A 25,008-nucleotide genomic window follows, 5' to 3' on the forward strand; every position below is an offset into this window, starting at 1 on the left:
CTGGTCGGGTTCGGCGTAGCGTGACCCCGTGAGCAACACCGAGGTCCACCCCGACGAGGTCGTCTGCGCGGCGGAGGCCGCCCACGGCATCGAGATCATCGTCCCGCGCGACGTGCCGCTGGGCGGGCCGCGGGCGATGAGTGTGCGCCGTACGCTGCCCTCGCGCGAGCGCACCCTGATCGGGGCATGGTGCTTCGTCGACCACTACGGCCCCGACGATGTCGCGGCGACGGGCGGGATGCAGGTCGCGCCGCACCCGCACACCGGGCTGCAGACCGTCTCGTGGCTCTTCACCGGGGAGATCGAGCACCGCGACAGCGCCGGCAACCACGCCATGGTCAGGCCGGGCGAGGTGAACCTGATGACCGGCGGCCGCGGCATCAGCCACTCCGAGATCTCGACCGAGGAGACCCCCGTCCTGCACGGCGCGCAGCTGTGGACGGCACTGCCCGAGGCGGCCCGCGACACCGAACCCGGCTTCCAGCACTACGCGCCCGAGCCGGTGCGCGGACCGGGCTGGGAGGCGCGGGTCTTCCTCGGCTCGGCGCTCGGCTCGTCCTCGCCGGTGGCGACCTTCACCCCGCTGCTGGGGGTCGAGCTACTCCTCGAAGCCGGTACGTCGCTGCGGATCCCGGTCGACAGCGCCTTCGAGCACGGGATCCTGGTGGACACCGGCGCCGTGCTGGTCGACGGCGTACCGGTGGCCAAGGACGCGCTCGCCTACCTGCCGCCCGGCGCCGCGGAGCGCACGCTGGAGGCGGCCGAGTTCAGCAGGCTGCTGCTGCTCGGCGGCCCGCCGTTCGGCGAGTCGATCGTGATGTGGTGGAACTTCGTCGGCCGCACGCACGAGGAGATCGTGGGCTACCGCGACGCGTGGCAGACCCAGATCACCGCCGCCTCCGGCGAGGTGGTCGCGGATGCTCAAGAGGTCGCCGACGGTCGCTTCGGCCGGGTGCTCGGCGACCACCTGGCACCGATCCCGGCACCGCCGCTGCCGATGAACGTGCGGCTGAGGTCGCGGGGCTGAGGCGGGGCTGAACGAGGGGCGGGGTAGTCCGGGGCGGAAATCAGGGCTCGGGCGCCCGGAAGGATGATTTCCGCCCCGGACTACCCCAGCGCGGGCCGAACCTCAGCCCGCTCGCAGCAACCGCGCTCGCTGCTCGGTCGACAGCGCCAGGCGAGCGGCGACTGTCGTCGTGTCGACCCAACCGGGCGGTGGCTCGATGGTCCAGCGACGAGGACCGGGTCGACGTGACGCTCGCCGGATGGCATCCCAGGTGCGCAGGACGAACTCGCTCGGGTCGTGCCGGTCGGCGGATGTCATGGTCACGTACTCCAGACCGATCCTGCGGAAGACACCCTCCCGCCTGATGTCCTTGGCACGTTGGTGTCCCTCCAGGTGGAGCGCGCCGTCGTACTCCCCGACGACGCCCGCCTCGACGTCGAGCAGGTCCGGCGTCCCGACGAACCGGCCGTCGACGAAGACGGGGTGGTTGGCGACGACGGCCGTGCGCTGCAGACGCAGTGTCCACACGAGTCGCATTTCGGTCTCCATCGGCGACCAGGAGTTCTCGCAGGCCAGCGCCAGCGCCTCGCGCAGCTGCGGCACGCCCGTCCACGCCGTCAGCAGCGGCACGTACGCCGCGAGCGTCTCGGGTGAGACCAGATCGGCGGACAGGGCGATGTCGAGCCAGCGGACCGCCCGCTCGAGGCTCTCCGCGTGGCGTGCCTCGAAGCACACCGACGCCAGGGCGTCGGTGATCGCCAGGCCGTCGACCTCGGCGATCCAACCAGGGCGGAACCGCTCCGCCGTGATCAGCACCTCGGGACGTGAGCGGGTGCGATGGTTCGGGACCAGGATCGGCACCCGATGTCGCGATCCGTCAGCCGCGACCCCCTCCGTCCACGGCGCACCCAGCCAGTGCAGCGCGGCCCACCCGGTCACGGCACTCTGGGCCGGCAGCGCCGTACCGATCTCCACCAGGCGCTGATCGAGGTCGTCATCGTCGATGTGGGCGGGCAGGTAGAGGTTGTGCCCTGTCCGGCGCCACGTCCGCGACATCGTCTGACCGCGCGTCGGCCCCTTCACGCCGTCTGGATCGATCGGGACGGGACGCACGAGACCGGGCCGCCGGGGATGGAACTCCGGCGGCTGGAAGGCTGACGCTGCCGTGGCCACGTCCTCAGCCTTTCCCGCAACACCGGTGTCGAGGACGTTCTCCACAGGGGAATCTCGGCGAGATCGTCAGTGGCGGGGTAGTCCGGGGCGCAAATCAGGGCCGACCGGCGCTGACCCCTGATTTCCGCCCCGGACTACCCCAGCGCCGTCCGCCAGCCGACCCGCAGACCAGCCCTACCGCAGGACCCGCGAGATACCCCAGACCACACCCGTCCCGACCACGGCCACAGCGGCGGCGGGCCAGGCCGCGAGCAGCCCCGCAGCCGCCAGGACGGCCGCCAGCCCGTGCCAGCCGAGCGCGATCCGGATGCTGCGGCGCTGGGTGCGGTCGGTGGCGCGGCACAGCTCCAGTGCCGTGACGGCCGAGGCGATGTCGGCCTGCTCGACGCCGATGTCCTGCCCGGCGGGCCCGAGCAGCAGTCGCGCGGAGACGGCGCGCGAGGAGACCACTGCAGCGTCGCGGGGCGCCTCGGTGACGACGGTGGCGATGCCCACCTGCTCGGCTACCGCCTCGACGCGCGGGGCCGGCACGGCCACCAGGAGCACGTCGAGCCCGTCGGCCCGCAGGGCCGCGACCCGCTCGGCGGCACCGGCGCGCAGCGCGTCGGCCACGGTGACGTAGCCGAGCGGGCGCCCGTCGACCTCGACGCCGACCACGTCCCACGGGCTCGTGACCGGCTCGAGCCCGAGCCACTCGAGTCGCCCGATCCGGGTGGGATGCCGGTCGACCGAGCCACTGATGCCCAGGTCGGGGTGGTGGGTGACGTCGGCGAGGTTGCCGGCAGCCGAGAGCTTGGCGACGGCCCGTCCCAGCGGGCTGTCGAGACTGTGAGCAAGCGCCCCGGCGAACCATCGCAGGTTGCGCAGGTGGCTCTCATCGAGCGGATGCACCTGGTCGACCACCTTGCCCGACACGACCGTCTCGAGTCCATCGAGGGCGACGGTGTCGACCTCGCGAGCGCCGAGCAGCGCACCGGTCCGCCGCAGCGCGATGCCGTCGGCCCGACCCCGGACCACTGCCTGTCGCAGGGGGGTCTCAGAGGCGGCGAGCACCGCACCGGGGGCGAGAGCCAGCAGGGTGGCCACCGCGGCCATCGCGCCTGCGCTCCAGCTGTCGAGGGAACCACGGGCGAGCAGCACCACTGCCGCCACACCCACCGCCGCCGCGGCGTACCAACGTGGAACCGGCCGGGGTCCACTCACCTCGGCCCCCTGCCGCACCAGGAGGGCCGCGGCACCGAGCAGCAGCGTCGCCAGCGCTGCCGCGGCGATCGCGCCCGGCGTGTGTACGGCGATGGCCAGGGCGTAGCTGGCCAGCACCGCCAGCCAGGTCAGACCGAGGCGGGGCAAGGCGAGTCGGGCGACCAGCCTCGGGGTGGTCGGGGAGCTGCTCCCCAGCGCCGCCGAGACGCTGGTCACGAGGATTCCTCGCTCCAGTACCGCTCGAAGTCGCTCTGGTCGCCGGCGACCCAGAGCGGGACGCTCGCCTTGAGCACCATGGTCAGCTGCACCACGAACTCCGGATCGTGGAGCGACTCCCCGAACAGCTCGTTGATCCGGCGCCACCGGTAACGGACCGTCTGCGGATGGACGCCCAGGATCGCCGCGATCGCCGGCGCGCTCTCCCGGGTCTCCAGCCATACCAACAGTGTCGCCGACAGGATCTCGCGCGAGTTCGGCGTCTCCGCGAACAGCGGCTTGAGCAGCTCTTGGGCCATCTGTCGCCGCAGCGCCGGCTCGGCATGCAGCCACAACTGGGTGCGGTAGCGGGCGCAGTCGATCACCGGTTGGCGGGGGATGCCGCCGCTCGCGGCGAGCTCGAGCGCGCGCACCACCCACCGGTGCGCGTGCCCGGCCTCCTCGGTCGGCACCGGCCAGCTCCGTGCCAGCGCTACCTCCGCGTCCACCGAACGCAGGCGGCGTACCAGCTCCTCGATATGGTCGGCGGGCGCCACGAAGATCGCCGGCACTGCCGAGGTGTCGGCCAGTGCGTCACCCACCAGCCCCTCCTCCTCCGGCCAGGGCGTGCCTTCGGGAGCCGACGCCGCCACCACCGCGACCGTGTCGGGCAGGGACCACCCGGCGAGATCGGCCCGGATCTGCACGGCATCGTCGTACCCCTGACACAGCGCTCGCAGGAGCAGCAGCCGGTTGGTGGCGACGTCGCGGTCCCGCACCCGCCAGGCCATCGCCTGTCCGGCCCGGGCCTGGCCGATGAGGCGATCGACGAACGCCAGCAGGTCGTCACCGAGCCGGCCCAGGGTGGCGGCGGGCAGACCCGAGCGGATCACCACCTCCTGCAGCACCCGCCAGGCCTCCCGGCCGGCGATCCGCAGAGCGCTCTCCAGCGCGTCGAGGTTGTTCCCCTCGCCCGCCTCGCCGTACCCCATCCGGCGGAAGAGGTCGTCGACACCTGCGGTGGAGACCACCCGGGACCCGAGGGAGGACAGGAAGAGGTTCGCCGACTCGACCACTGCCATCGCGATGAGCTGGCGTCGCCGGCCGTCCGCGGGGCCGGCGTAAGCCGGCACCTCCTGCTGGATCCGGCGGGTGACGCCCTCGGCGAAGTCGGGGATGCTGTCGCGCAGCTGCCGCACCACGGTGGCGGGGAGCGTGAGCACCAGGGCGTCGAAGCGCGCTTCGCTCATCCGACGACCTCGTCCGGCCCCGTCACGGCCATCCCCAGCTCCCTCTCCCGGCGTGTCGGTCATCACACTCCCACGTCTGGTCCCACCGAGTTATCCATTCGCTGTGACCCGCCGTGCCCTTCCCCGCGAGGAGTGTCACGTGGGGTGGGGGAGCGGGCAAGGGGTCGCCCGGTCAGGGACGCCGTACGCCCTCCCTCGACACCGTTTCTTGTGATCCGCGTGACAAGGTCTGCTGTCAACGAGGCTGGAGCCGGGTCAGTTGTGCGGTGAGGTGTTGCACCAGGCTCCGCGCCGTCTCGGCGGTGACGACCAGGCGCGGCTCGCGCCGGTCGATCGGCTCGATGACCACCCACTCGACGCTCTCGCCCACGTACCGGCCCAGCCAGGCGACCAGGTCCAGCCCCTGCAGCGAGGCCGTGACGGGCGCGACCGGTCGAGCCGCCACCACCCCCGGGACGATCGAGGCCTCGCTGCGGTGGTAGCGATCGTCGGGATGGTCGAGCTGCCCGTGCTCACCGGTGCACCAGGGCGGACAGCCCTCGGTCAGCCACGTCGGATGCTGCGGCTGGTCGTCCGTCGCGGGCTCTGGGTCGCGTCGCGTCATCGCTGCCTCTTGTGCCGATCGTCTCTCTGGCCCGCGACTGTAACGGCGCCCACCGACATCGCCGACGGGCAGAGCCGAGGTTTCCACAGTCGTCTGCCACTCACATATGACTGTACATATCGGTATGGTCATTTTTGTTCATTTGCCGCGGATGCCGACGGCGTGGCGCTCGATCCTCTGCCGACGACCGTCCCGGGCTATCCACCGGTTGCGCGGGTGTGGTCGTACTTGTGTGACGAGTGCGCGACAATGCCGTCGTGACAGGAGAGCGGGCAGCCACGTGGGAGGAGTTCGCGCGTGTTCTGGGCGGCAAGATGTTCCGCGCGCGAACGGCCAAGGGCATCAGCCAGGAACGCGTCGCGCACCTCGCGGGCGTCTCGACCTACACCTATCAGAAGTACGAGAAGGGCGAGTCGCGGCCAGGGACGCCGATGAACCCCCAGCTCAAGTCGCTGGTGGCGATCTGCCAGGTGCTCGACCTCTCCGCCGCCGAGTTGTTGGCCGATCCGCTGCCGCTCATCCCCGAGGACTGATCGGGCCGGCCGGGCGCTACCCGCATCCCAGTCCTGCATGGTCACACGAGAATGGTGACGCGTGCTCGCGCCGCGGTCGGGCCGCGGAGCGGCCTGACCGCTTCTTGTCACCGGCGTGACAAGAACTGACTGTCATCGGTGAGCAAGGACGCCGATCTGGCGACAGCGAGCCTGCGATGTGGGTCGATCGTCCCGGCGGGCCGTCGCGCTCGCCGGAGCAGACACCGAGTCCGTCGGAGGGTGCTGATGCGGTCTTCTCGGTTCGACCAGCCCGTCCCGGGTGCCGTGGGCGTGTTTGCGCCTCGTCCCCGGCGCGGCGCGGATGCCTTCCAGCTCGTACGGCGCCTGCCGGCCGGAGTGCTGCCCGCCATCCGGGCGGCGGTGCCGACGCTGCCCGACAGCGCCGCCGTACGGATCTGTGCCGAGGTGCCCGCTTTCGCGGGTCCCGGCCACGAGCGGTTGCACCGCCTGGTCCGGGACGCGACGGCTGTCGCGCTCGACGGGTTCGTGCGGACGGCGGCGGGTGAGCTGGGACCGCGACGCCACGTCGAGGAGCACTTCCGCGGCCTGGGCCGGGCCGAAGTGGCGGCCGGTTGTGGTGGTCAGCGCGTTCTGGCCGCGATCCAGGTCGCCTCCGATGCGGTCTGGCAGTCCATCCAGACCATGGTGGCGCGTGAGGAGCTGCCCGGGGCGGTCGTCGCCGATCTCGGCGTCGCGGTGAGCCGCTACCTCGCGCATCTCTCGACGCAGGTGCAACACGGCATGGCCGAGCAGAGGCGAATGACCGGCGACGCGCGCACCCAGTTGGTGCTGGCCCTGCTGCAGGAGTCGACGACCATCGATGCCGACGAGGTCGCAGCGCTGGCCTCGGCGGCCGGTTGGCGTACGCCGCAACGGGTCGTCGTCGCGATGACCCGGCTTCCCGGGGCCCTGCCGCAGCGCGTTGCGGGACTGCCGCCGGAGGCGCTGACCTGGGCGGACGGCGATCGGATGGTCGTGCTGTCGGACGAGGCGCGGCTGAGCGAGGTGACTGCGGCGCTGCTCCGGCTCGGTCCCACGACGCAGGTGGTGCAGTCCTGGTCGGTCTCGCTCCTGCAGGCGCGACACGCCTACCGCTGGGCGCGACGTGCCTTCGCCCTGATCCGCGGCGGCGTGGTCAGCGCGGAGGAACGGGTCGTGCGCTGCGACCGTTACCGGATGAAGCTGTGGCTGGCTGCCGATCCGGCGCTCGCCGACGACATCAGTCAGGAGCTGCTCGAGCCGCTCCGCGGCCTGACGCCGCGCCGGCGGTTGGTGCTGGCCGAGACCCTGCAGGGCTGGCTGGAGACCGACGAGAGCGCGCCGGCGCTGGCGCGTCGGCTGGGCGTCCACGCCAACACCGTGCGTGGCCACCTGCGGGTGCTCGAGGAGCGGTTCGGTGAGCAGCTGCACGATCCGCAGGAGCGCACGGCGCTGATCCTCGCGCTGGAGGCGGCACTGCCGCGCTGGCGGGCCGCCCTCGCCGGCCGCTGACCACCTGGCCAGACGGCGAGGCGTGGGCCGGCTCGGGGTCCGCGGCGAGGATGGCCATCGCGGAACCATACTGGTAAGGTCGGTCGAAGCTGAATGCCTCAACGAGGTGGTCGGCCTTCCTGAGATGAGGAAGAGGGGATGGGACCGGCTTCGCCGGTCCCATCCCCGTCCCGCCGGCACCGCAGGCGCGCTTGCTTCGGGCCGCAACGCTCAGTGCGGCGGCACCGCCGGCGGGTTCTTCGCCGGCACGGGACAGTTGCCGCTGCCGTCGGTGGCGCACGCGGTCAGGTCATCGAGGTTGACGTTGCCGGCGTTGATGGGGCTCTGCTCCGCTGCCACCGGGTTGTCGGGCCCGGAGGCCATCGCCGTGATCAGGGGGCTGACGTCGTCGCCGCCGTCACGACAGCCGGTGAACGGTGGAACGTCGATGCCGGTGGACGCGGGGATCGACGTACCGTTCTGCTCGCCGTAGTAGGGCGAGTCGAGCTTGCCCAACGAGCCGGCGTGGGCGCCGTCGTACTGACCGAGCCGTCCGCCCTGGCCGGGGTAGTAGCCGTCGAAGCCCCACAGCGAGATGTCGACGGGTCTCACCGTCCGACACGACGAGCCGACCTCGACGGGGACGCCGTCGACCTTGAGGTTCGTCAAGGAGATGTCCACCCGGCCGGTGACAAGGCTGTTCACAGGCGCGGAGAAGGACTTGTCGCAGGGGGCGCCCCCGCCGTCCCCGGGGTTCCGCGGGGCCCAGGTCTGGTCCAGCAGGGGCTCCAGCTTGCCGTCGACGACGGTCTGGTGCAGTTGCAGCGTGGCCGTGACCGGTATCGAGCCGAACGCCACCGTCTTCACCTGGATGGGCGGGAAGGCGCCCGGGACGGCGCCGCCCTTCGGCGGCCACGCCGCGTACAGATCGGTGCGGTAGTAGAGGCTCTGCAGCTTGGCGGCCGGATCGCTCGAGGAGGCGGCACAGGCCGGTTGGTTGAACGGATCGGGCACATAGACCAGCGAGTAGGACGTCGGCTTCGCTGCCGGCGTGTTGCCCAGCGCGATGTAGGCGAGGAAGTAGATCGGGGCGCTCGGCGAGGTGGCGATGTACTGCTTGGCACGCTGGGCGACCACCCCCTGCGCCGCACCCGCGATCCCTCCCGCGGTGGTCCCGGGCGGTGCGGCGGGGAACCCACCTCCCGGGTCCAGGTCATGGCGGGTGGCGGCAGCGGTCACCGTCGCCAGAGCTGCCGCGTCCGAGGTCCGGGTGACACCCGGGACGGCACTCGACGGGGCGGCCATCGCCAGACCCAGGGCGCCCAGTGCGAGCAGCGGGACCCGGAGTGGCACGCGGAGCCGCCTCACCACGACCGCCTGCGGCAGGGGAGGGCGCAGCGTGGGGTGGGACGGTCCAGAGTCATCGGGTCGGCTCCTCGCGAGGTTGTCATGACAGGCGATCAGGTGCTGAACGCCCGTAGGGCGGGGCGCCTGTCGACGCCCCGCCGTACGTGTTCTAGGGGTGGATCACGGGTTGGCGATGCTCACCGCGGTGCCGGAGTTGGTCCAGGAGCCGCCGACCGTGATCGGGTGGCCCTTGGCGACGCCGACGACCGGGCACAGGAACCCGGAGGGGGTGTTGGTGATCGTCAGGGTGCTGCTGGTCGGGGTGAACTTCTGCGTGCTGGTGTCGAAGGTGCCCTTGACCGCGCCTCCGCCGGCGGTGAAGCTGCAGCCGGCCGCGACGACGTTCGCCGTGACGCTGTCGAGCTCGGCGGGCCAGACGGTGCCGGTGGCGTCACCGGTGATGGCGACCGTCCACGTTCCGACGGGCGTCACGGTCGTGGAGCCCACGATCGGGTTGGTGCACCCGCTGGAGGTGAGGGTGCCGAGGGACCCGGCAGCCGCGCCGTAGGCCCGGCTGGTGCCGGAGCTGGTGATCGAGCCGGACAGGTTGAACGTCGAGCAGGTCAGTGTCTGGCCGGCCGTCGGGTCGGTGAAGGAGACGCTGGACCCGACGAAGTTCACCGACGAACCGGTCGGGGTGTAGGTCGTGGCGGCGTGGGCCGCGGTGGCGCTGAAACCGACAGCGGTGACGGCTGCCGCCGCGGTGGCGGCGAGCTTGAGGGAGATCGACATCTTCTTGCCTTTCAGGAGCTGAACACAACGGGCTGTGCACGCGATTGCGCGCACGGGTGGAGGACACCAGGCGGTGGCTTCCTGAGATGAGCGGACCGACCACCGACGTGTCAGCGGCCGGATCCGGTGACCGAGCGCCCGCACTGGACGTCGTAGCTGGAGGAGCGAGGTCACAGCCGGTACTCCACGCCGGGTCGAGGCCGAGCGGCAAGGGGATCGGAGCCCGTCCGATCAGATAGGTCGGAAAGTTGTAACGTGCGTCACAAGGAACGATGTCGCGGGCCCTTGTTTCGCCGCTCCTCCTAGCGACGGCTCGGCACGCGGGATCCAATGAGGCGGTCCAGCGAGCCGTACGTCGGCTCGATCCTCGCGGAGTCGCTCGGTGAGCTCGCTTCGCCTGTCCCGTTGGGAGACCGCCTTCATGAAACGTCCACTTGCCGCGCTCGGTGCCGTGGGAGGCGCTGCACTCGTCGTGGCCGGCCTCCAGGTGGCGGGTGTCGGCGCTGCCAGTGCCAACCCGGCCGGGACCGGCCTGGTGATCTCCGAGGTCTACTCCGCGGGACAGGTTCCCGACTCGCCGTACGACGCGGACTTCATCGAGCTCTACAACCCCTCGTCGGCCCCCATCCCCCTCGCGGGGACGTCCCTGCAGATCCGCAGCAGCTTCAACACGGTGCGCGCCACCATCCCGCTCAGCGGGACCGCTCCGGCCGGGCGGGCCTTCCTGGTCCAGATCAGCGACGCCGGGACCGCGTCGGCGAGCCATCTGGACCTCCCGACGCCTGATCTGACGGCTGTGGCGGCCGGCCAGTCGTGGATCGACCTCGGCGCCTCCGACGAGGTGATCCTCGGCACCGGCAGCACCTACCCGGCGCCCGAGGTGGCCGGAGCCGCCGGCGTCATCGACGCGGTGTCGGAAGGCGGCTACGCCGGTGACGGCTCCTACGAGACCTCACCCGCGCCCTCCGGAGATCAGAACTACGGCTCGCTGCAGCGCGCGGCCGGCGGCGTGGACACCGACAACAACGCGGTGGACTTCAGCTGGGCCGGTCCGAATCCCTGCAACACGTCCTGCACGTCGGCACAGCTGTCGCGGACCGAGTCGGAGGTGTCGGTTCCGGCCTTCAGCAAGACCTCGGGAACCGGGCCGGCGCCGATCGCGACCGTCACCGGCAGCGGCGGCGTGCCCACGGGACGCGTGACGGTGACGACGGAGGATCCCCGGTACAGCGCCTCCACGTGGTCGGGTCCGCTGGACTCCGCAGGCAGCGCGACGGTGAACCTGCCGGATCTCCTGCCGGGCAGCTACACCTTCACCGTGCACTACGCGGGCGATGCCTCCTACCGACCCTCCTCGAGCACGTTCTCGGTGACCGTCACGGCGGGGAATGCGGCCACCACCGTCGCCGCGCCGAACACGACGCTCCCGGCGCTCGACTCCGGCACCACGGTGCGCGCGGACGTGCCGCTGACCGTCACGGCCGGCGACGGCGGTACGCCGACGGGAACCGTGTCGGTCTGGGACGGAACCGATCGACTGGCTGCGGTCAGCCTGCTCGCCGGCCAGACCAGTGCGAGCGTGTCCATCTACACGGCGAACATGTTGCCGGGGGCGACCACCCTGACGGTCTGGTACCAGGGCGACGCCACCTATGCGCCGAGCAGCAGCACCTTCACGGTGACAGCGCCGCGGGCCTACTCCGACACGAGCGTCTCCGCGCCAGCCGTCACCGCGGGCAGTGCCGGCCACGTCGCCGTCACCGTCGCCTCCGACTGGCCCGGGATCGTCGGTGACACGTCCGGAGTGACGGTGAGTGGCACCGTGACCCTCGCCGGCGCCGGTGCCGCGCAGACCAAGACGGTCGGTGCCGACGGCGGGGTCAGCTTCGACCTCCCCACCACCTTGGCTCCCGGCAGCTACGCACTGACCGCCACCTATGCGGGCAATGACCGGCTGGCGAGCTCCTCGGCCAAGGTGACCTTCACCGTCCGCCCCCGGACCGGCAGCACCGGCGGCACGACCGTCCAACCGCCGGCCGGCACGAACCACGGCACCCACGCGACGGCGGCTCAGCAGAAGCTGTCGAAGGACCAGGCGAAGCTGGCCAAGCTGAAGAAGGCCTACAAGAAGGCGCACGGTGCGAAGAAGGCCAAGCTGAAGAAGTCGATCGCCAAGCTGAAGAAGACGATCAAGAAGGACAAGAAGAACGTCGGGGCCGGCAAGTAGCCCCATCGTTGACAGGCGGTCCCGCTCCGGTGTTCCGGGGCGGGACCGTCTGTCTGCGACAGGAAGTTGTAACGCACGTCACAAGGTTTGCCCACGTCGACCACGGGTTCCGCGCAACCGCTGGTGCCGGACCGGACCCGAGGATGCAATGAGGCGTCCTGAGAGTCGCACTCGCCGGCTCGCCATCGCGGGCCGACTCGGCGCCCGCTGTCACGTGGGGAGTTCCTCCTGATGAATCGTCCACTTGCCGCTGTCGGCGTCGTCGCCGGCGCGGCCCTTGCGCTGGGCGGCCTTCAGGCCGTCGGCGCCTCGACCGCCAGTGCCGACCCGGCCGGTACCGGCCTGGTGATCTCCGAGGTGTTCACCGGCGCCAGCAACTCCGCCGCGCCGTACGACGCCGACTTCGTCGAGCTGTACAACCCCACGTCGGCGGAGCTCAGCCTCAGCGGGCTGTCGTTGCAGGTGCGCAGGGCCGATGACAGCGTGATCGGCACCGTCGCGCTGACGGGCGGCGTCGCTGCCGGCACGCACTTCCTCGTCCAGCTCGACGAGGCCAACGACGCCACCACCTCGCACCTGGACCTGCCGACGCCCGATGCGGCCGGCTCGCTGGCCATGGCCGATGTCCAGAACGCCGCCGAGGTCGTGCTCGGCAACGCGGCCACCTACGGTACGGGCGATCTGAGTGCCGCGCCGGGCGTGACCGACATGGTCGGCTTCGCGGGGGCATCGTCCTACGAGACGCATGCCGCCGAGCTCCCGTCGACCGTCACCACCACCTACAACAGCATCAGCCGTGCCGACTCCGGGGCCGACACGAACGACAACAGCGCCGACCTCACCTGGGTGGGCCCTACCCCCACCGACGCGGCAGCGCCAGCGGCAGCGCGCACAGCGCCGAGCCTGAGCGCTGACTCGACCTCGCTCCTCGTCATCGCCGGGGTGAGCGGCGATTCCTGGCCGACCCGCCTGGGGGCCGCCTACATCTCCTCGAAGGTCTCCGGAGCGCAGGGCGGTCCGACGCCGACGGGAACCGTTCGTGTCTTCGGGCCGGCCGGGTTCGCCGCGAACGAGGCGCCGGTCGGGAACTACGGCACCTCGAACCTGAGCGTTCTCGGCACCGCGGGTCTGGCTCCGGGCACCTACGACCTGACGGTCGTCTACGAGGGTGATGCCACCTACGCGCCTGCCACCACGCACGCCTCCCTGAGCCTGACGGCCGGCGCCACGGCCTCGACGGTGTCGGCGTCCGACGTCACGCTGGCGGACGGTCAGCCCTACCAGAAGACGATCACCGTCGCACCGGCATCGGGCACGGGTGATGCACCGACCGGCGTGGTGAGCGTCTGGGACGGCGGCACCATCCTGACCTCGTCGTACGGCGTCGCCCTCGACGGGGGCGCCGCCTCGGTCGAGATCCCGTACGCGAGTCTGGCGCCCGGAGACAACCGCCTGACGGTCAAGTACAGCGGGGACGACACCTATGCGCCGAGCAGCAAGGCGATCACGGTGAGCACGCCCGGCATCGCCTCCACCACCACCGTCACCGCTCCGGCCACGACCGTCGGCACCGCCGGGCGGGCGAGCGTCAAGGTCGCCGCGACGGGGGCCAGCGCCACCGGCGAGGTGACGCTGACCGGAGCCGGTCCCGCGCAGACCAAGGCGATCGGCGCCGGCGGCAGCGTGACCTTCGACCTGCCCGCCACCCTCGCGGCCGGTAGCTACACCCTGACCGCCTCCTACGCGGGGGCGCTCACCGATCGGGTGCTGGCCTCGACCGGCACGACGACGTACAAGGTGAACGCCGTCACCAAGCCCCCGACCGGTGGCCCCCACGTCACCGGCCCGACGCAGGCCCAGAAGAAGCTGGCCCACGACCAGGCGAAGCTGACGAAGACCAAGAAGGCCTACAAGAAGGCCCACGGTGCGAAGAAGGCCAAGCTGAAGAAGAAGATCGCCAAGCTGAAGAAGACGATCAAGAAGGACAAGTCGGCGGTCAGGGCCGGCAAGTGAGCCGGTAGCGATACGACGACGCGGACGTCGGCCCGGGGCAGCGCCCCAGGCCGACGTCGTGTTGTTCGGGGGCGAGGAGGGTTCGGTGGCGCTGCTCGTGGGCGCGCTGGTCAGGCCGAGTTGTCACCCGGCTCACAAGAACTGCTGTGTTTCGCCGCCAGAACGCCCTCATCGGGTGACTTGGGCTGCGCGTGAGCGCGATCACACCTAGCGTCTGCGATGCGTCGGCCCTGGTGTGGGCAGGGCCGACGCCCCATCACGAAGGTCGGAGGATCCATGGGCGGCACAGTCGAGGTGCGCGGGCTGACCAAGAGCTTTGGCAGCCAGAACATCTGGAGCGACGTGACCCTCGAGCTGCCTCCCGGTGAGATCACCGCGCTGCTCGGCCCCTCCGGCACCGGCAAGTCGGTCTTCCTCAAGTCGCTGATGGGCCTGATCCGCCCCGAGGAGGGCGAGTGCCTGGTCAACGGCATCGACATGGTCAAGGCTCGCGAGGCGCAGCGGCTGGAGTTGCGCAAGCGGTTCGGCGTGCTGTTCCAGGACGGCGCGCTCTTCGGCTCGATGAGCGTCTACGACAACATCGCGTTCCCCCTGCGCCAGCACACCCACAAGACCGAGGCTGAGATCCGCCAGATCGTCTTCGACCGGCTCGACATGGTCGGTCTGCTCGGCCAGGAGCACAAGCTCCCCGGTGAGATGTCCGGCGGCATGAAGAAGCGCGCCGGCCTGGCCCGCTCGCTGGTCACCGATCCCGAGATCATCCTGTGTGACGAGCCGGACTCCGGCCTGGACCCGGTCCGCACCGCCAATCTCGCCCAGCTCCTGATGGACGTCAACGCGCAGACCGACGCCACCATGCTGGTCGTCACGCACAACATCGAGCTCGCCCGCACCCTGCCCGACAACCTCGGCATGCTCTACCGCCGCCGGTTGGTGATGTTCGGCCCGCGCGAGGACTTCCTGCTCACCGACCACCCCGTCGTCTCGCAGTTCATGAGCGGTGACCCGATCGGCCCGATCGGGATGAGCGAGGAGGTCGACCACAGCCTGGTCGAGGACCCCGACGTCGAGGAGCCGCCCTACCCCGGCCATGCCGGTCATCCCGGCGGCCACCCCGGCCACGCGGGACAGCCCGGCGGCGCAGCGGTGATGCTCCGCAGCGGCGCCCGGGCCATCGAGGTGCTGCCCCGCCAGCTGATGCCCTCGGGCGGGATGGCCCGTGCGGCCGGCCAGCGGCACGCCGGCCGGGTCGAGCGCGGTGGGTCGAGGCTCTACGTCGCCGACGACGAGGAGCATGACCGAGCGGTCCGCTTCCGGCCACCGGACCTCGTCAGCCAGGCGCTGACCCAGACCGGCGACCTGTTCGCGCTGGCGCTCGACACGGTGCGGATGGCGTTCCGCCGGCCGTTCGCCTGGCGCGAGCTGCTCGACCAGTTCTGGTTCGTCACCAGCGTCTCCTGGATCCCGGCGATGCTGGTGGCGATCCCGTTCGGCGCCGTCATCGCTCTCCAGCTCGGCACCCTGACCGTCCAGGTCGGTGCCCAGTCGTTCACCGGTGCGGCCAGTGTGCTGGCGGTGGTGCAGCAGGCAGCCCCGATCGTGACCACGCTGGTCATCGCCGGCGCTGGGGGCGCCGCCATCTGCGCGGATCTGGGGGCGCGCACCATCCGCGAGGAGATCGACGCGATGAAGGTCATCGGCGTCTCCCCGGTGCAACGGCTCGTGGTCCCGCGCGTGTTGGCCTGCATGGGCTCCGCCGTCCTGCTCAACGGGCTGGTCTCGGTCGTGGGCGTGCTCGGCGGCTACTTCTTCAACGTCAACGTCCAGGGCGGTACGCCGGGCGCCTATCTGGCCAGCTTCACCGCGCTCGCGCAGGTCTCCGACCTCGTGGTCGGCGAGATCAAGGCGCTCATGTTCGGCTTCCTCGCCGGCGTGGTGGCGGCCCACCGGGGGATGAACACCCGGCCCGGGCCGAAGGGCGTGGGGGAGGCGGTCAACCAGTCGGTCGTGATCACCTTCCTGCTGCTCTTCTTCGTCAACTTCGTCGTGACCACGCTGTACCTGCAGCTGGTACCGGGCAAGGGGGCCTGAGGCATGGCGGATGCGACAGCTCCCCGGCAGGCGCGCCGTACGACGAAGCGGCCCTGGTGGGACAGGTCGCTCGACGGTCTGGTCCAGGCGGGCGCCGACCTGCGGTTCTACGGCCGGGTGCTGGCGGCGATCCCCTACGCGCTGCGGCGCTACCCCAAGGAGATCCTGGCGCTGCTCTCGGAGGTCAGCTTCGGCTCGGGTGCGCTCGCGGTCATCGGCGGCACCATCGGCGTGATGGTCGGGATGTCCCTGTTCGTCGGCACGGTGGTCGGCATGCAGGGGTACGCCGCCCTCGACCAGATCGGCACCGCGACCCTCAACGGCTTCATCTCGGCCTACTTCAACACCCGGGAGATCGCCCCGCTGGTCGCCGCGCTGGCGCTCTCGGCGACCGTCGGGGCGGGCTTCACCGCCCAGCTCGGCTCGATGCGGATCAGCGAGGAGATCGACGCGCTGCGGGTCATCGGCATCCCGGCGGTGCCGTTCCTGGTGACCACGCGGGTGATCGCCGGCTTCGTCGCGATCATCCCGCTCTATGTGATCGGGCTGCTGACCTCCTACGCCGGCTCGCGGATCGTGACCGTCTACTTCCGCGGCCAGTCACCCGGCACCTACGACCACTACTTCCACCTGTTCCTGCCGCCGGTCGACATCGGGCTCTCGTTCCTCAAGGTGCTGATCTTCGCCGTGATCACCATCATGATCCACTGCCGGATCGGCTATCGCGCGAGCGGTGGCCCCGCGGGCGTGGGCATCGCCGTCGGTCACTCGGTGCGGCGGACCATCGTCACCGTCGCGGTCCTCGACCTGCTGCTCTCGCTGGCCATGTGGGGCAGCACGACGACGGTGAGGATCGCCGGATGAGCCGCACCCGCATCGTGGACGCCTTCCTCGGACTGGGCTACCTGCTCGTCGTGGTCGCCTTCCTGGCCAGCGTGGTGCTGATCTACAACAAGGCGTTCACGCACCGCTCGGACATCACCTTGACCACCTCTTCGATGGGCAACGCCCTGCAGAAGGGATCGGATGTGAAGTACCACGGGGTGCCGGTCGGCGAGGTGTCGGCGATCGCGCCCACCCAGTCCGGCGCCCGGCTCACGCTCGCGCTCGAGCCGTCGGTGGTCAAGACGCTGCCGGCCGACACCACGGCGCTGCTGCTGCCCAAGACCCTCTTCGGCGAGCGGTACGTCGACCTCGTCGCGCCCAGCTCGAGCAGCCCGGGCGGACTCGCCGCCGGTGCGACCATCGCCCAGGACAGCTCGGACGAGGCGGTCCAGCTGCAGGACGTGTTCGACCACCTGCTTCCCCTGCTGCAGGCGCTGGAACCGCAGAAGCTGCAGGCCACCCTCGGCGAGCTGGCAGCGATGCTGCGAGGCGAGGGCGACGCCATCGGCGACAACCTGGCCTCCTGGGCCGACTACTTCCACAAGATCAATCCGGACGTGCCGCAGCTGGCCGACGACTTCGCCTCGCTGGGGAAGGTCGCCGACACCTACGCCGATGCGGTGCCCGACCTCCTCGACGCCCTCGACACCATGACGACCACCTCGCACACCCTGGTCCAGGAGCAGACCCAGCTCAGCAGTGTCTTCGCCAACGTGCTGACCGCCTCCGACATCACCACCGGCTTCATGGACGACAACTCCCAGACCATCACGGTGCTGTCGAAGCAGAGCCGCAAGGCGCTGCAGGCGGTCGCGCCGTACGCCTCGGAGTTCCCGTGCCTGCTCAAGGCGACCGCCGACTTCGTGCCGGTGATGGACAGGACCCTCGGCAAGGGCACCAAGGAGCCGGGCATGCACGTGGTCCTCAGTGTCGAGCCCTCACGCGGCAAGTACGTCGCCGGCAAGGACGCCTACACCGCCACCTCCGGCGGCCCGCGCTGTCCCTACCAGACCGGTCAGGTCGGCACCTCCGCCGTCGGGCGGACCGCCACCGCCGGCGTCGAGGACGAGCCGCCGACGATCCCGGCGCCCCCGTCGGACCTGCTGCCGAGCGCTCTGACCTCGCCGAGTGGCTCGGCGAGCTCCTCGGCAGGCACCTCGGCCGGCTCCTCGACAAGCTCCTCGGCCGACGTCGACACCACCAGCACCAACCCGGCGGCCGACCTGGCCGCGGCGGGTCTCGGCGACGCCAACTCTCCTGCGGAGAACGAGCTGATCGCCGAGCTGGTCGCGCCGAGCGTGGGGATGTCGCCCTCGCAGTACCCGCGATGGGGCAGCCTGCTGCTCGGCCCGGTGCTGCGCGGCACGGAGGTGACGCTGCGATGAGGGCGACCCTGATCAAGAGCATCGTGTTCACCGTCGTGACGGTGCTGGCCACCGTCACGCTCGCCAGCGTGATCCGCAACGGCTCCTCGGGACCGCACCGCACCTACAGCGCGCTGTTCTCCGACGTGACCAGCCTGAACAAGGGCGACGACGTCCGGATGGCCGGGGTGAAGATCGGCACGGTCACCCGGGTCGCCCTCCATGACAACGACATCGCCAAGGTGACCTTCACCGTCGCCGACTCGGCGCCGTTGGACGAGGGCTCCACCGCCGAGCTGCGCTTCCGCAACCTGGTCGGGCAGCGCTACATCGACCTGCACCCGGCCGACTCGGCCGCACCCGCTCTGCCGGCCGGCTACACCTTCACGCTCGCGCAGACCAAACCGGCCCTGGACCTGACGCTGTTGTTCAACGGCTTCCAGCCGCTGTTCCAGTTCCTCGACCCCAAGGACGTCAACACCCTCAGCGGCGAGATCATCGCCGTCTTCCAGGGCGAGGGCCCGACCGTCAGCGATCTGCTCTCGAGCACCGCCAGCCTGACCTCCACCCTCGCCGACCGAGACCAGGTGATCGGCGACCTGATCACCAACCTCAACGACGTGATGGGCGTGGTCGACGCGCACTCCGACCAGCTCGACACGACCCTCGTCACCCTGGAGCAGCTGGTCAGCGGACTGGCCGCCGACCGCACCACCATCGGCGACACGATCGGCGGCCTGGGCGAGCTGACCACCAGCGTGGCCGACCTGCTGGGCAAGAGCCGGGCTCCGCTGAAGAAGGACATCGCCTCGCTGGGCGAGCTGTCGGACAACCTCTCCAGCGGCGACCAGCTCGACAGCATGCTCAAGACACTGCCGACCAAGCTCGACGCCATCGGCCGCACCGCGAGCTACGGCTCGTGGCTCAACTTCTACGTCTGCTCGATCCAGGGCGAGATCCCGCTCCCCGATGGCTACTTCGGCGATCTCGGAGCCAACCCCGTCGCGCCGAGGTGCAGCTGATGAGCCGTCGCTACCCCCTCTCCTTCGCCGAGCGGAACAAGATCGTCATCGCCGTGGTCGGCCTGGTCCTGCTCGGGCTCGCGTTCTTCGTCACCTTCCGTGCCGACGCGCTGCCGGTGATCGGGGGCGGCAAGGTGGTCAAGGCCTACTTCGCCGAGTCCGGCGGCCTGAAGAAGGGCAACGAGGTCCGCGTCGCCGGGGTCAAGGTCGGCAAGGTCACCGGGATCGCCCTCGACGGGGACCGGGTGGTGGTCTCCTTCCGGGTCAAGGGTGTGACCTTGAAGGACCAGACGACGGCGGCGGTCGACGTGAAGACCCTGCTCGGGCAGAAGTACCTGGCGCTCGACCCGGCCGGCACCAAGCCGCTCGAGCACCCGATCCCGGTCGAGCACACCACCACGCCGTACGACGTGAACGCCGCCTTCTCCGACCTGGCCACCGACGTCGGCCAGATCGACACCGGCCAACTGGAGAGGAGCCTCGACACGCTCTCCGAGGCGTTCAAGGACACGCCGGCCTCGGTGCGCTCGATGGTCAGCGGGCTGACGGCCCTCTCCAAGACGATCTCCAGCCGGGACACCCAGCTCGCCGAGCTGTTCGCCAAGACGACCTCGGTCACCAAGACGATCTCCGACCGGGACGACGAGCTGGCCAGGATCGTCGACAACGGCAACGACCTGCTCACCGAGCTCGATCAGCGCCGGGACGCGATCAAGGAGCTGCTGCAAGGCACCGCCGCGCTCGGCACCGAGGTCAGCGCCCTGGTGCACGAGAACCAGAAGCAGCTCACCCCCGCGCTGGAGAAGCTGGACAAGGTCTCCGAGATCCTCCAGCAGAACCAGGACAACCTCGACGACGCCGTGCAGAAGATCGGTCCCTACTACCGGATGCTGACCTCCGCGATGGGCAACGGCCGCTGGATCGACGCCTACGCCTGCGGGCTGTTCGACGACGGGGACGCGCCGCTCCTGAACAACGACGTGGTGCGCAACTGTCACCCCGGAGGTGCGAAGTGAGGTCCTCGGGCATGCGCCGGATCATCGTTCCGCTCATCGTCGTCGCCCTCCTGGCCGTGGGCGTGACCGGCCTGCGGCTGATGCGCGGCGGGGGGACGACCTTCAGCGCACTCTTCGACTCGACCGTCGGGCTCTACCGGGGCTCGGACGTGGAGATCCTCGGCGTGCCGGTGGGCACCGTCACCGCCGTCGAACCGACCGGCGACAAGGTCCGGGTGACGATGCGCCTCGACCGCGGCCAGAAGGTGGCCGCCGACACCGCCGCGGTCATCATCGCGCCGACGCTGGTCAGCGACAGGTACGTGCAGCTGACCACGCCCTACACCTCGGGCAAGCGATTGGCCAGCGGCGCCACGATCACGCGGACCGCCGTCCCGGTCGAGGTCGACAAGCTCTACCAGAGCCTGGACAGCATCGCGAAGGACCTCGGTCCCGACGGTGCCAACAAGAACGGTGCGCTCTCCCGGCTGCTGCAGGTCGCGGCCGCCAACCTGCAGGGCAACGGCAAGGACATCAACACGATGATCGGAGAGTTCGGCAAGGCCACCGGAACGCTGGCGGACTCGGGGGACGACCTCTTCGCCACCATCGGCAACCTGGAGTCGATCAACAAGGTCCTGGCCCAGCACGACACCAGCGTCGCCGGGATCAACCGCCAGTTCGCCGCCGTCACCGACGAGCTGGCCGGCGACCGGGACGACATGGCCGCGGCGGTCGCCAACCTCGGCGACGCAATGGCCGACCTCGACGGCTTCATCAAGGACAACCGCGACCAGCTCAAGGCGAGCGTGCAGAAGCTGGTCGGTCCCACCCAGGTGCTGGTGAACCAGAAGAAGTCGTTGCGCGAGGCGGTCAAGCTGATCCCGCTGGCCCTGCAGGACTTCCTGCAGGCCTACGACGTCACGTCCAACACCATCGAGGGCCGTGCCGACCTCAACGAGCTCAGCCTGTGGGCCAAGGACGGGCTGTCGGGGCGCACCTCCGCGAACGCGCCGCCGACCCTCATCCCGGGACTGGGGGATGACCGGTGAAGCGCCGTCGCCTGCTCGTCTCGGTCGTCGGCACGGTGGCCGCCACGCTCGCCCTGTCCGGCTGCTCCTTCGGCGGCTGGATCTACAACGCGAACCTGCCCGGTGGCGCCAAGCTCGGCTCCCACCCGCTGACGCTGACAGCCGATTTCGCCGACGTGCTGGACCTGGTCCCGCAATCCAGCGTGAAGGTCAACAACGTCGCCGTCGGCCGGGTCTCGCACATCGCGCTGGAGCCTGACGGTCACAGCGCCAAGGTGACCCTCCAGGTCAACCGGGACGCCACGCTTCCGGTCGGCACCACCGCTCGGATCGAGCAGACCTCGTTGCTGGGGGAGAAGTACGTCGCCCTGGTGCCGCCGGGCAGTGCCGGCTCCGGTGACGGCACGACGTCGGCTGCCGCCGTACAGGCCGGTCCGCAGTTGCGGGACGGCGCCAGGCTGCCGCTGGCCTCGACCTCGGAGTCGGTCGAGGTCGAGCAGGTGCTCGGTGCGCTCTCGATGGTGCTGAACGGAGGCGGGATCGGGCAGTTCCAGGAGATCTCCCGGGAGCTGCAGAAGATCGGTGACGGCCGCACGGACGAGATCCGGGACTTCCTCGGCCAGATCAATCGGTTCGTCTCCACGCTGGACCAGCGCAAGGGCGCGATCACCGCTGCCCTCGACGGCCTCGACCACCTCTCGACCGCGTTGCAGCACGACGACGACCAGATCGCCAACGCGCTGGACAACCTCAGCCCCGGGATGAAGGTGCTCTCCGACCAGCGCCCGCAGCTGGTGGCGATGCTGCAGTCGCTCGACAAGCTCTCCGACGTCACCGTCTCGACCCTCGACCGGTCGCAGCAGGACATCGTCGCCGACTTCAAGACCCTGGATCCGATCCTGACCAAGCTGGCCCGGGCGGGCTCGGACCTGCCGAACTCCCTGCAGATCCTGTTGACCTACCCCTTCCCCGACTCCGTGCTCGGGGCGATCAAGGGCGACTACCTCAACGTCTTCATGACCACCAACTTCCGCACCGTTCCCTCCGGATGTGCGGAAGAGGGCTGCGCGTGGCCTGCGGTGGGTCGCACGTCGGTGGGCGCCTCGAAGCGGACCGGCGGAATCCCTCCCGCCTCTCCCACCGCGACCGAGGCGCCCCCGACGCTGCTGCCGGCCACCGACTCCCCGATCGCCGGTGCGTCCTCGGACACGGTGCCGGGACCGAGCATCCTGTCGCAGACGCCGTCGGCCTCGGCGGACGGTAGCCCGGCCGGGTCGGGGTCGTCCTCCAGCTCCGGGTCGGGCGCGGCCGCCGGCACGTCGTCACCGGTCGGCTCCCTCGCCGGCACCGCCTCCTCCGACAGCGAAGGGAGGTGACAGGCGTGGTCACCAGCTCCGTGCGCATCAAGCTGATCGCCTTCGTCGTCCTCGGCCTGATCGCCTCGGCCTACCTCGGCGCCAAGTACGCCGGCATCAGCCTGGTCGACTCCGGCTACACCGTCCGGGTGGAGCTCGCCGACGCAGGCGGGCTGTTCGCCAACGGCGAGGTCACCTACCGCGGCGTGCCGGTCGGCCGGATCAAGCAGCTCGAGCCGACCGCCGACGGTGTCGAGGCGACCCTGCGGATCTCCTCCGATGCGCCCGACCTCCCGGCCCACCCGACCGTGACCGTCGCGGACCGCTCCACCATCGGTGAGCAGTACCTCGACCTCGGCGGCCCCAGCGCCTCGAGCGGGAAGCACCTCGCCGACGGCGACCGGATCGAGGCCGCCGCAGCGACCCTGCCGCCCGACCTGTCGGGGCTGCTGCAGGACACCGCCGACTTCGCCGCCTCGGTGCCCACCGATGACCTCAAGACGGTGATCGACGAGAGCTACGACCTGTCCCACGGCGTCTCCGGCGACCTGCGCCGGCTGATCTCCACCTCGCAGCAGTTCCAGAAGCAGGCCGACGACAACTGGCTGGTCAGCCAGGCGTTGATCCACGACTCCGCCACGGTGCTCAAGACCCAGGAGGAGTCGGCGGCGGACATCCGCGGCTACAGCTCGGACCTCGACGTGATCGCCAAGACCCTGAAGAGCTCCGACGGCGATCTGCGGACCCTGATCCAGAACTCGCCCGACGCGGCCCGCCAGCTCGGTGAGCTCTTCGACCAGGTCGGCAGGCCGCTCGGCACCCTGATGGGCAACCTCATCAGCACGGCACAGATCTTCGGCACCAACGCCGACGGGTTGCAGGACACGCTGGTCCGGGTCCCCGAAGCGGTCAGCGTGGGCTATGCGGTCAGCGGATCGCAGGGCATGGACTTCGGCATGATCCCGACGTTCTTCGACCCGTTGCCCTGCACCCAGGGCTACGGTGGCACCGCCATGCACTCCGGGACCGACACCTCCAGCAGCGGGTCGCTCAACCTCGACGCCGGCTGCACCGCGGCGACCTCCTCGGGCAAGGACGTCCTGGGACCCAGCGCGGTGAGCTCCGGCTCGGGCGCCGGCAAGGCGACCGCACGGGTCTCGGTGCCCAGCTCCCTCGCCGATCTCCTCGGAGGTGCACAGTGACGGCCGACAAGACCGAGCTGATCGGCTCGTCAGCGGAGCCGACGTCGTCTGCGGAGCCTGTCGAGGCGCCCGAGGCTCCCGAGGCGCCCGAGGCGCCCGAGGCTTCCGAGGCCGCGCGGCCGCGAGGCGGTGCCGTACGGCGCTGGTGGCCCGCGGCCGTGGCGGTCGTGGCGCTGCTGGTGCTGGTCGCAGGGCTCCTGTCCTGGTGGCGGGCCGACCACGACGGTGACCGGGCGCTGGCACAGACGCGGGACGCGGTGCTGATCGCGGCCACGTCCCACATCGAGACGCTCAACTCCCTGGACTACCGGCACGTCGATGCCGGGTTGAAGGCGTGGAGCGCGGTGACGACCGGGACGCTGCACGACCAGCTCGGCCAGGTCACCGCCGACCAGCGCAAGCTGCTGGAGGACCAGAAGAAGATCTCGACCGGGAAGGTCGTCGACGCGGCCGTGTTCTCGCTCGCGGACGACACCGCCACCGTGCTCGCCTCGGTCGAGGTGACGGTGCGCGACGGCCAGGACACGACCGCCCAGCCGACGCTGAAGCGGAACCGGTTCAAGGCCGACCTCGTCGAGGTCCACGGTCGGTGGCTGGTGGAGGACCTGCAGCAGGTGGCGGTGGACATCTCGTGATCGAGGAGACGATGGCGACACCCGACCCCACGCCTGCGCGCACGCCCGAGCCTGCCGCCCCCGAGCCCGCCGGTGCGTCGCGCCGCCGCCGGCTGCTGTCGTGGGTGGCGCTGGTCGCGGCGGCGCTGATGCTCGCTGTCGGCATCGTCGGGTTCTCGAGGGCCCACGACCTGCGCTCGGGCGACTCCTCCCGCAACCACGCCCTCGTCGACGCGACGGCGACGGCCGAGGTGCAGTCACAGGTCTCGCAGGCGCTGGCGAAGGTGTTCAGCTACGACTATGCCGACCCGGCCACCACGCAGGAGGCCGCCGCCAAGCTGCTCGCCGGACAGGCCAGGTCGCAGTACGACACGCTGTTCAAGACCCTGGAGCAGAAGGCCCCCGGCCAGCAGCTGGTGCTGAGCGCTCAGGTGCAGAGCGCCGCCGTCAAGACCCTGACCGACTCCACCGCCACCCTGCTGGTCTTCCTGGACCAGTCCTCCCAGCGCAAGACCGACAGCGAGGCCAGCGTCTCCGCTGCCCAGCTCAGCGTGGATGCGACCAAGACCGGTGGGGTCTGGAAGGTGACCGGCCTCAAGCCGCTATGAGCTCATG

The 25,008-nt window shown here is 70.6% G+C and carries 21 protein-coding genes; 15 read left to right on the forward strand and 6 right to left on the reverse strand.

Features of this window, described 5'->3' with window-relative positions:
- Positions 1–28: 28 nt before the first annotated feature.
- Complete coding sequence (locus tag P5P86_RS04200; RefSeq protein WP_280610037.1) at positions 29–1,027, forward strand: pirin family protein; 999 nt, start codon at positions 29–31, stop codon at positions 1,025–1,027.
- A 102-nt stretch (positions 1,028–1,129) separates the two neighbouring features.
- On the opposite strand, the gene P5P86_RS04205 is transcribed toward P5P86_RS04200, so the two are convergent.
- From P5P86_RS04205 to P5P86_RS04220, 4 genes are all read right to left on the reverse strand, one after another.
- On the reverse strand, positions 1,130–2,179 hold the full coding sequence (locus tag P5P86_RS04205; protein ID WP_280610038.1) for a hypothetical protein: 1,050 nt from the start codon (positions 2,177–2,179) through the stop codon (positions 1,130–1,132).
- Positions 2,180–2,353: 174 nt separating this feature from the next.
- Positions 2,354–3,598 carry an HAD family hydrolase gene (locus P5P86_RS04210; protein ID WP_280610039.1) on the reverse strand — a complete coding sequence of 415 codons (1,245 nt, stop codon included), beginning with the start codon at positions 3,596–3,598 and terminating at the stop codon, positions 2,354–2,356.
- Positions 3,595–4,827, reverse strand: coding sequence for a PucR family transcriptional regulator (locus P5P86_RS04215; RefSeq protein WP_280610040.1), 1,233 nt, complete (start codon positions 4,825–4,827; stop codon positions 3,595–3,597). The genes P5P86_RS04210 and P5P86_RS04215 overlap by 4 nt, the downstream gene beginning before the upstream one ends.
- A gap of 235 nt (positions 4,828–5,062) precedes the next feature.
- Positions 5,063–5,431, reverse strand: coding sequence for a DUF6907 domain-containing protein (locus P5P86_RS04220; RefSeq protein ID WP_280610041.1), 369 nt, complete (start codon positions 5,429–5,431; stop codon positions 5,063–5,065).
- 257 nt (positions 5,432–5,688) lie between these two features.
- Here P5P86_RS04220 and P5P86_RS04225 point away from each other — a divergent pair, with 257 nt between their 5' ends.
- Together P5P86_RS04225 and P5P86_RS04230 are read left to right on the forward strand one after the other, a co-directional pair.
- Positions 5,689–5,964: a helix-turn-helix domain-containing protein gene (locus P5P86_RS04225; protein ID WP_280610042.1), complete on the forward strand. Its 276-nt coding sequence runs from the start codon at positions 5,689–5,691 to the stop codon at positions 5,962–5,964.
- A 246-nt stretch (positions 5,965–6,210) separates the two neighbouring features.
- Positions 6,211–7,476 carry an RsbRD N-terminal domain-containing protein gene (locus P5P86_RS04230; RefSeq protein WP_280610043.1) on the forward strand — a complete coding sequence of 422 codons (1,266 nt, stop codon included), beginning with the start codon at positions 6,211–6,213 and terminating at the stop codon, positions 7,474–7,476.
- Positions 7,477–7,686: 210 nt separating this feature from the next.
- On the opposite strand, the gene P5P86_RS04235 is transcribed toward P5P86_RS04230, so the two are convergent.
- Together P5P86_RS04235 and P5P86_RS04240 are read right to left on the reverse strand one after the other, a co-directional pair.
- Positions 7,687–8,808, reverse strand: coding sequence for a hypothetical protein (locus P5P86_RS04235; RefSeq protein ID WP_280610044.1), 1,122 nt, complete (start codon positions 8,806–8,808; stop codon positions 7,687–7,689).
- 174 nt (positions 8,809–8,982) lie between these two features.
- A complete protein-coding gene (locus P5P86_RS04240) occupies positions 8,983–9,594 on the reverse strand; it encodes a hypothetical protein (RefSeq protein WP_280610045.1) in 612 nt (203 codons plus the stop codon).
- A 421-nt stretch (positions 9,595–10,015) separates the two neighbouring features.
- On the opposite strand from P5P86_RS04240, the gene P5P86_RS04245 reads away from it, so the two are divergent.
- The 12 genes from P5P86_RS04245 (at position 10,016) to P5P86_RS04305 (ending at position 25,001) form a co-directional block, all read left to right on the forward strand.
- Positions 10,016–11,821, forward strand: a complete 1,806-nt coding sequence (locus P5P86_RS04245; RefSeq protein ID WP_280610046.1) for an Ig-like domain repeat protein — start codon at positions 10,016–10,018, stop codon at positions 11,819–11,821.
- Positions 11,822–12,052: 231 nt separating this feature from the next.
- Entirely contained in the window at positions 12,053–13,834 is a 1,782-nt protein-coding gene (locus tag P5P86_RS04250; RefSeq protein WP_280610047.1) for an Ig-like domain repeat protein, read from the forward strand.
- Positions 13,835–14,110: 276 nt separating this feature from the next.
- Positions 14,111–15,925, forward strand: coding sequence for an ABC transporter permease (locus P5P86_RS20095; RefSeq protein ID WP_446724920.1), 1,815 nt, complete (start codon positions 14,111–14,113; stop codon positions 15,923–15,925).
- A gap of 3 nt (positions 15,926–15,928) precedes the next feature.
- Positions 15,929–16,789, forward strand: a complete 861-nt coding sequence (locus tag P5P86_RS04265; protein WP_280610048.1) for an MlaE family ABC transporter permease — start codon at positions 15,929–15,931, stop codon at positions 16,787–16,789.
- Complete coding sequence (locus P5P86_RS04270; RefSeq protein ID WP_280610049.1) at positions 16,786–18,195, forward strand: MCE family protein; 1,410 nt, start codon at positions 16,786–16,788, stop codon at positions 18,193–18,195. Before P5P86_RS04265 ends, P5P86_RS04270 begins: the two co-directional genes overlap by 4 nt.
- Positions 18,192–19,196, forward strand: a complete 1,005-nt coding sequence (locus P5P86_RS04275; RefSeq protein WP_280610050.1) for an MCE family protein — start codon at positions 18,192–18,194, stop codon at positions 19,194–19,196. The genes P5P86_RS04270 and P5P86_RS04275 overlap by 4 nt, the downstream gene beginning before the upstream one ends.
- Entirely contained in the window at positions 19,196–20,212 is a 1,017-nt protein-coding gene (locus tag P5P86_RS04280; protein WP_280610051.1) for an MCE family protein, read from the forward strand. Before P5P86_RS04275 ends, P5P86_RS04280 begins: the two co-directional genes overlap by 1 nt.
- Positions 20,213–20,223: 11 nt before the next feature.
- Positions 20,224–21,243, forward strand: a complete 1,020-nt coding sequence (locus P5P86_RS04285; RefSeq protein ID WP_280610052.1) for an MCE family protein — start codon at positions 20,224–20,226, stop codon at positions 21,241–21,243.
- Entirely contained in the window at positions 21,240–22,598 is a 1,359-nt protein-coding gene (locus P5P86_RS04290; RefSeq protein WP_280610053.1) for an MCE family protein, read from the forward strand. The genes P5P86_RS04285 and P5P86_RS04290 overlap by 4 nt, the downstream gene beginning before the upstream one ends.
- Before the next feature lie 5 nt (positions 22,599–22,603).
- On the forward strand, positions 22,604–23,779 hold the full coding sequence (locus P5P86_RS04295) for an MlaD family protein (protein ID WP_280610054.1): 1,176 nt from the start codon (positions 22,604–22,606) through the stop codon (positions 23,777–23,779).
- On the forward strand, positions 23,776–24,414 hold the full coding sequence (locus P5P86_RS04300; RefSeq protein ID WP_280610055.1) for an Rv1363c family protein: 639 nt from the start codon (positions 23,776–23,778) through the stop codon (positions 24,412–24,414). The genes P5P86_RS04295 and P5P86_RS04300 overlap by 4 nt, the downstream gene beginning before the upstream one ends.
- Positions 24,411–25,001 carry a hypothetical protein gene (locus tag P5P86_RS04305; protein ID WP_280610056.1) on the forward strand — a complete coding sequence of 197 codons (591 nt, stop codon included), beginning with the start codon at positions 24,411–24,413 and terminating at the stop codon, positions 24,999–25,001. Before P5P86_RS04300 ends, P5P86_RS04305 begins: the two co-directional genes overlap by 4 nt.
- Positions 25,002–25,008: the final 7 nt, after the last annotated feature.

This window comes from Nocardioides sp. BP30, from assembly GCF_029873215.1.
In the GTDB taxonomy this organism is placed as follows: Bacteria; Actinomycetota; Actinomycetes; order Propionibacteriales; family Nocardioidaceae; genus Nocardioides.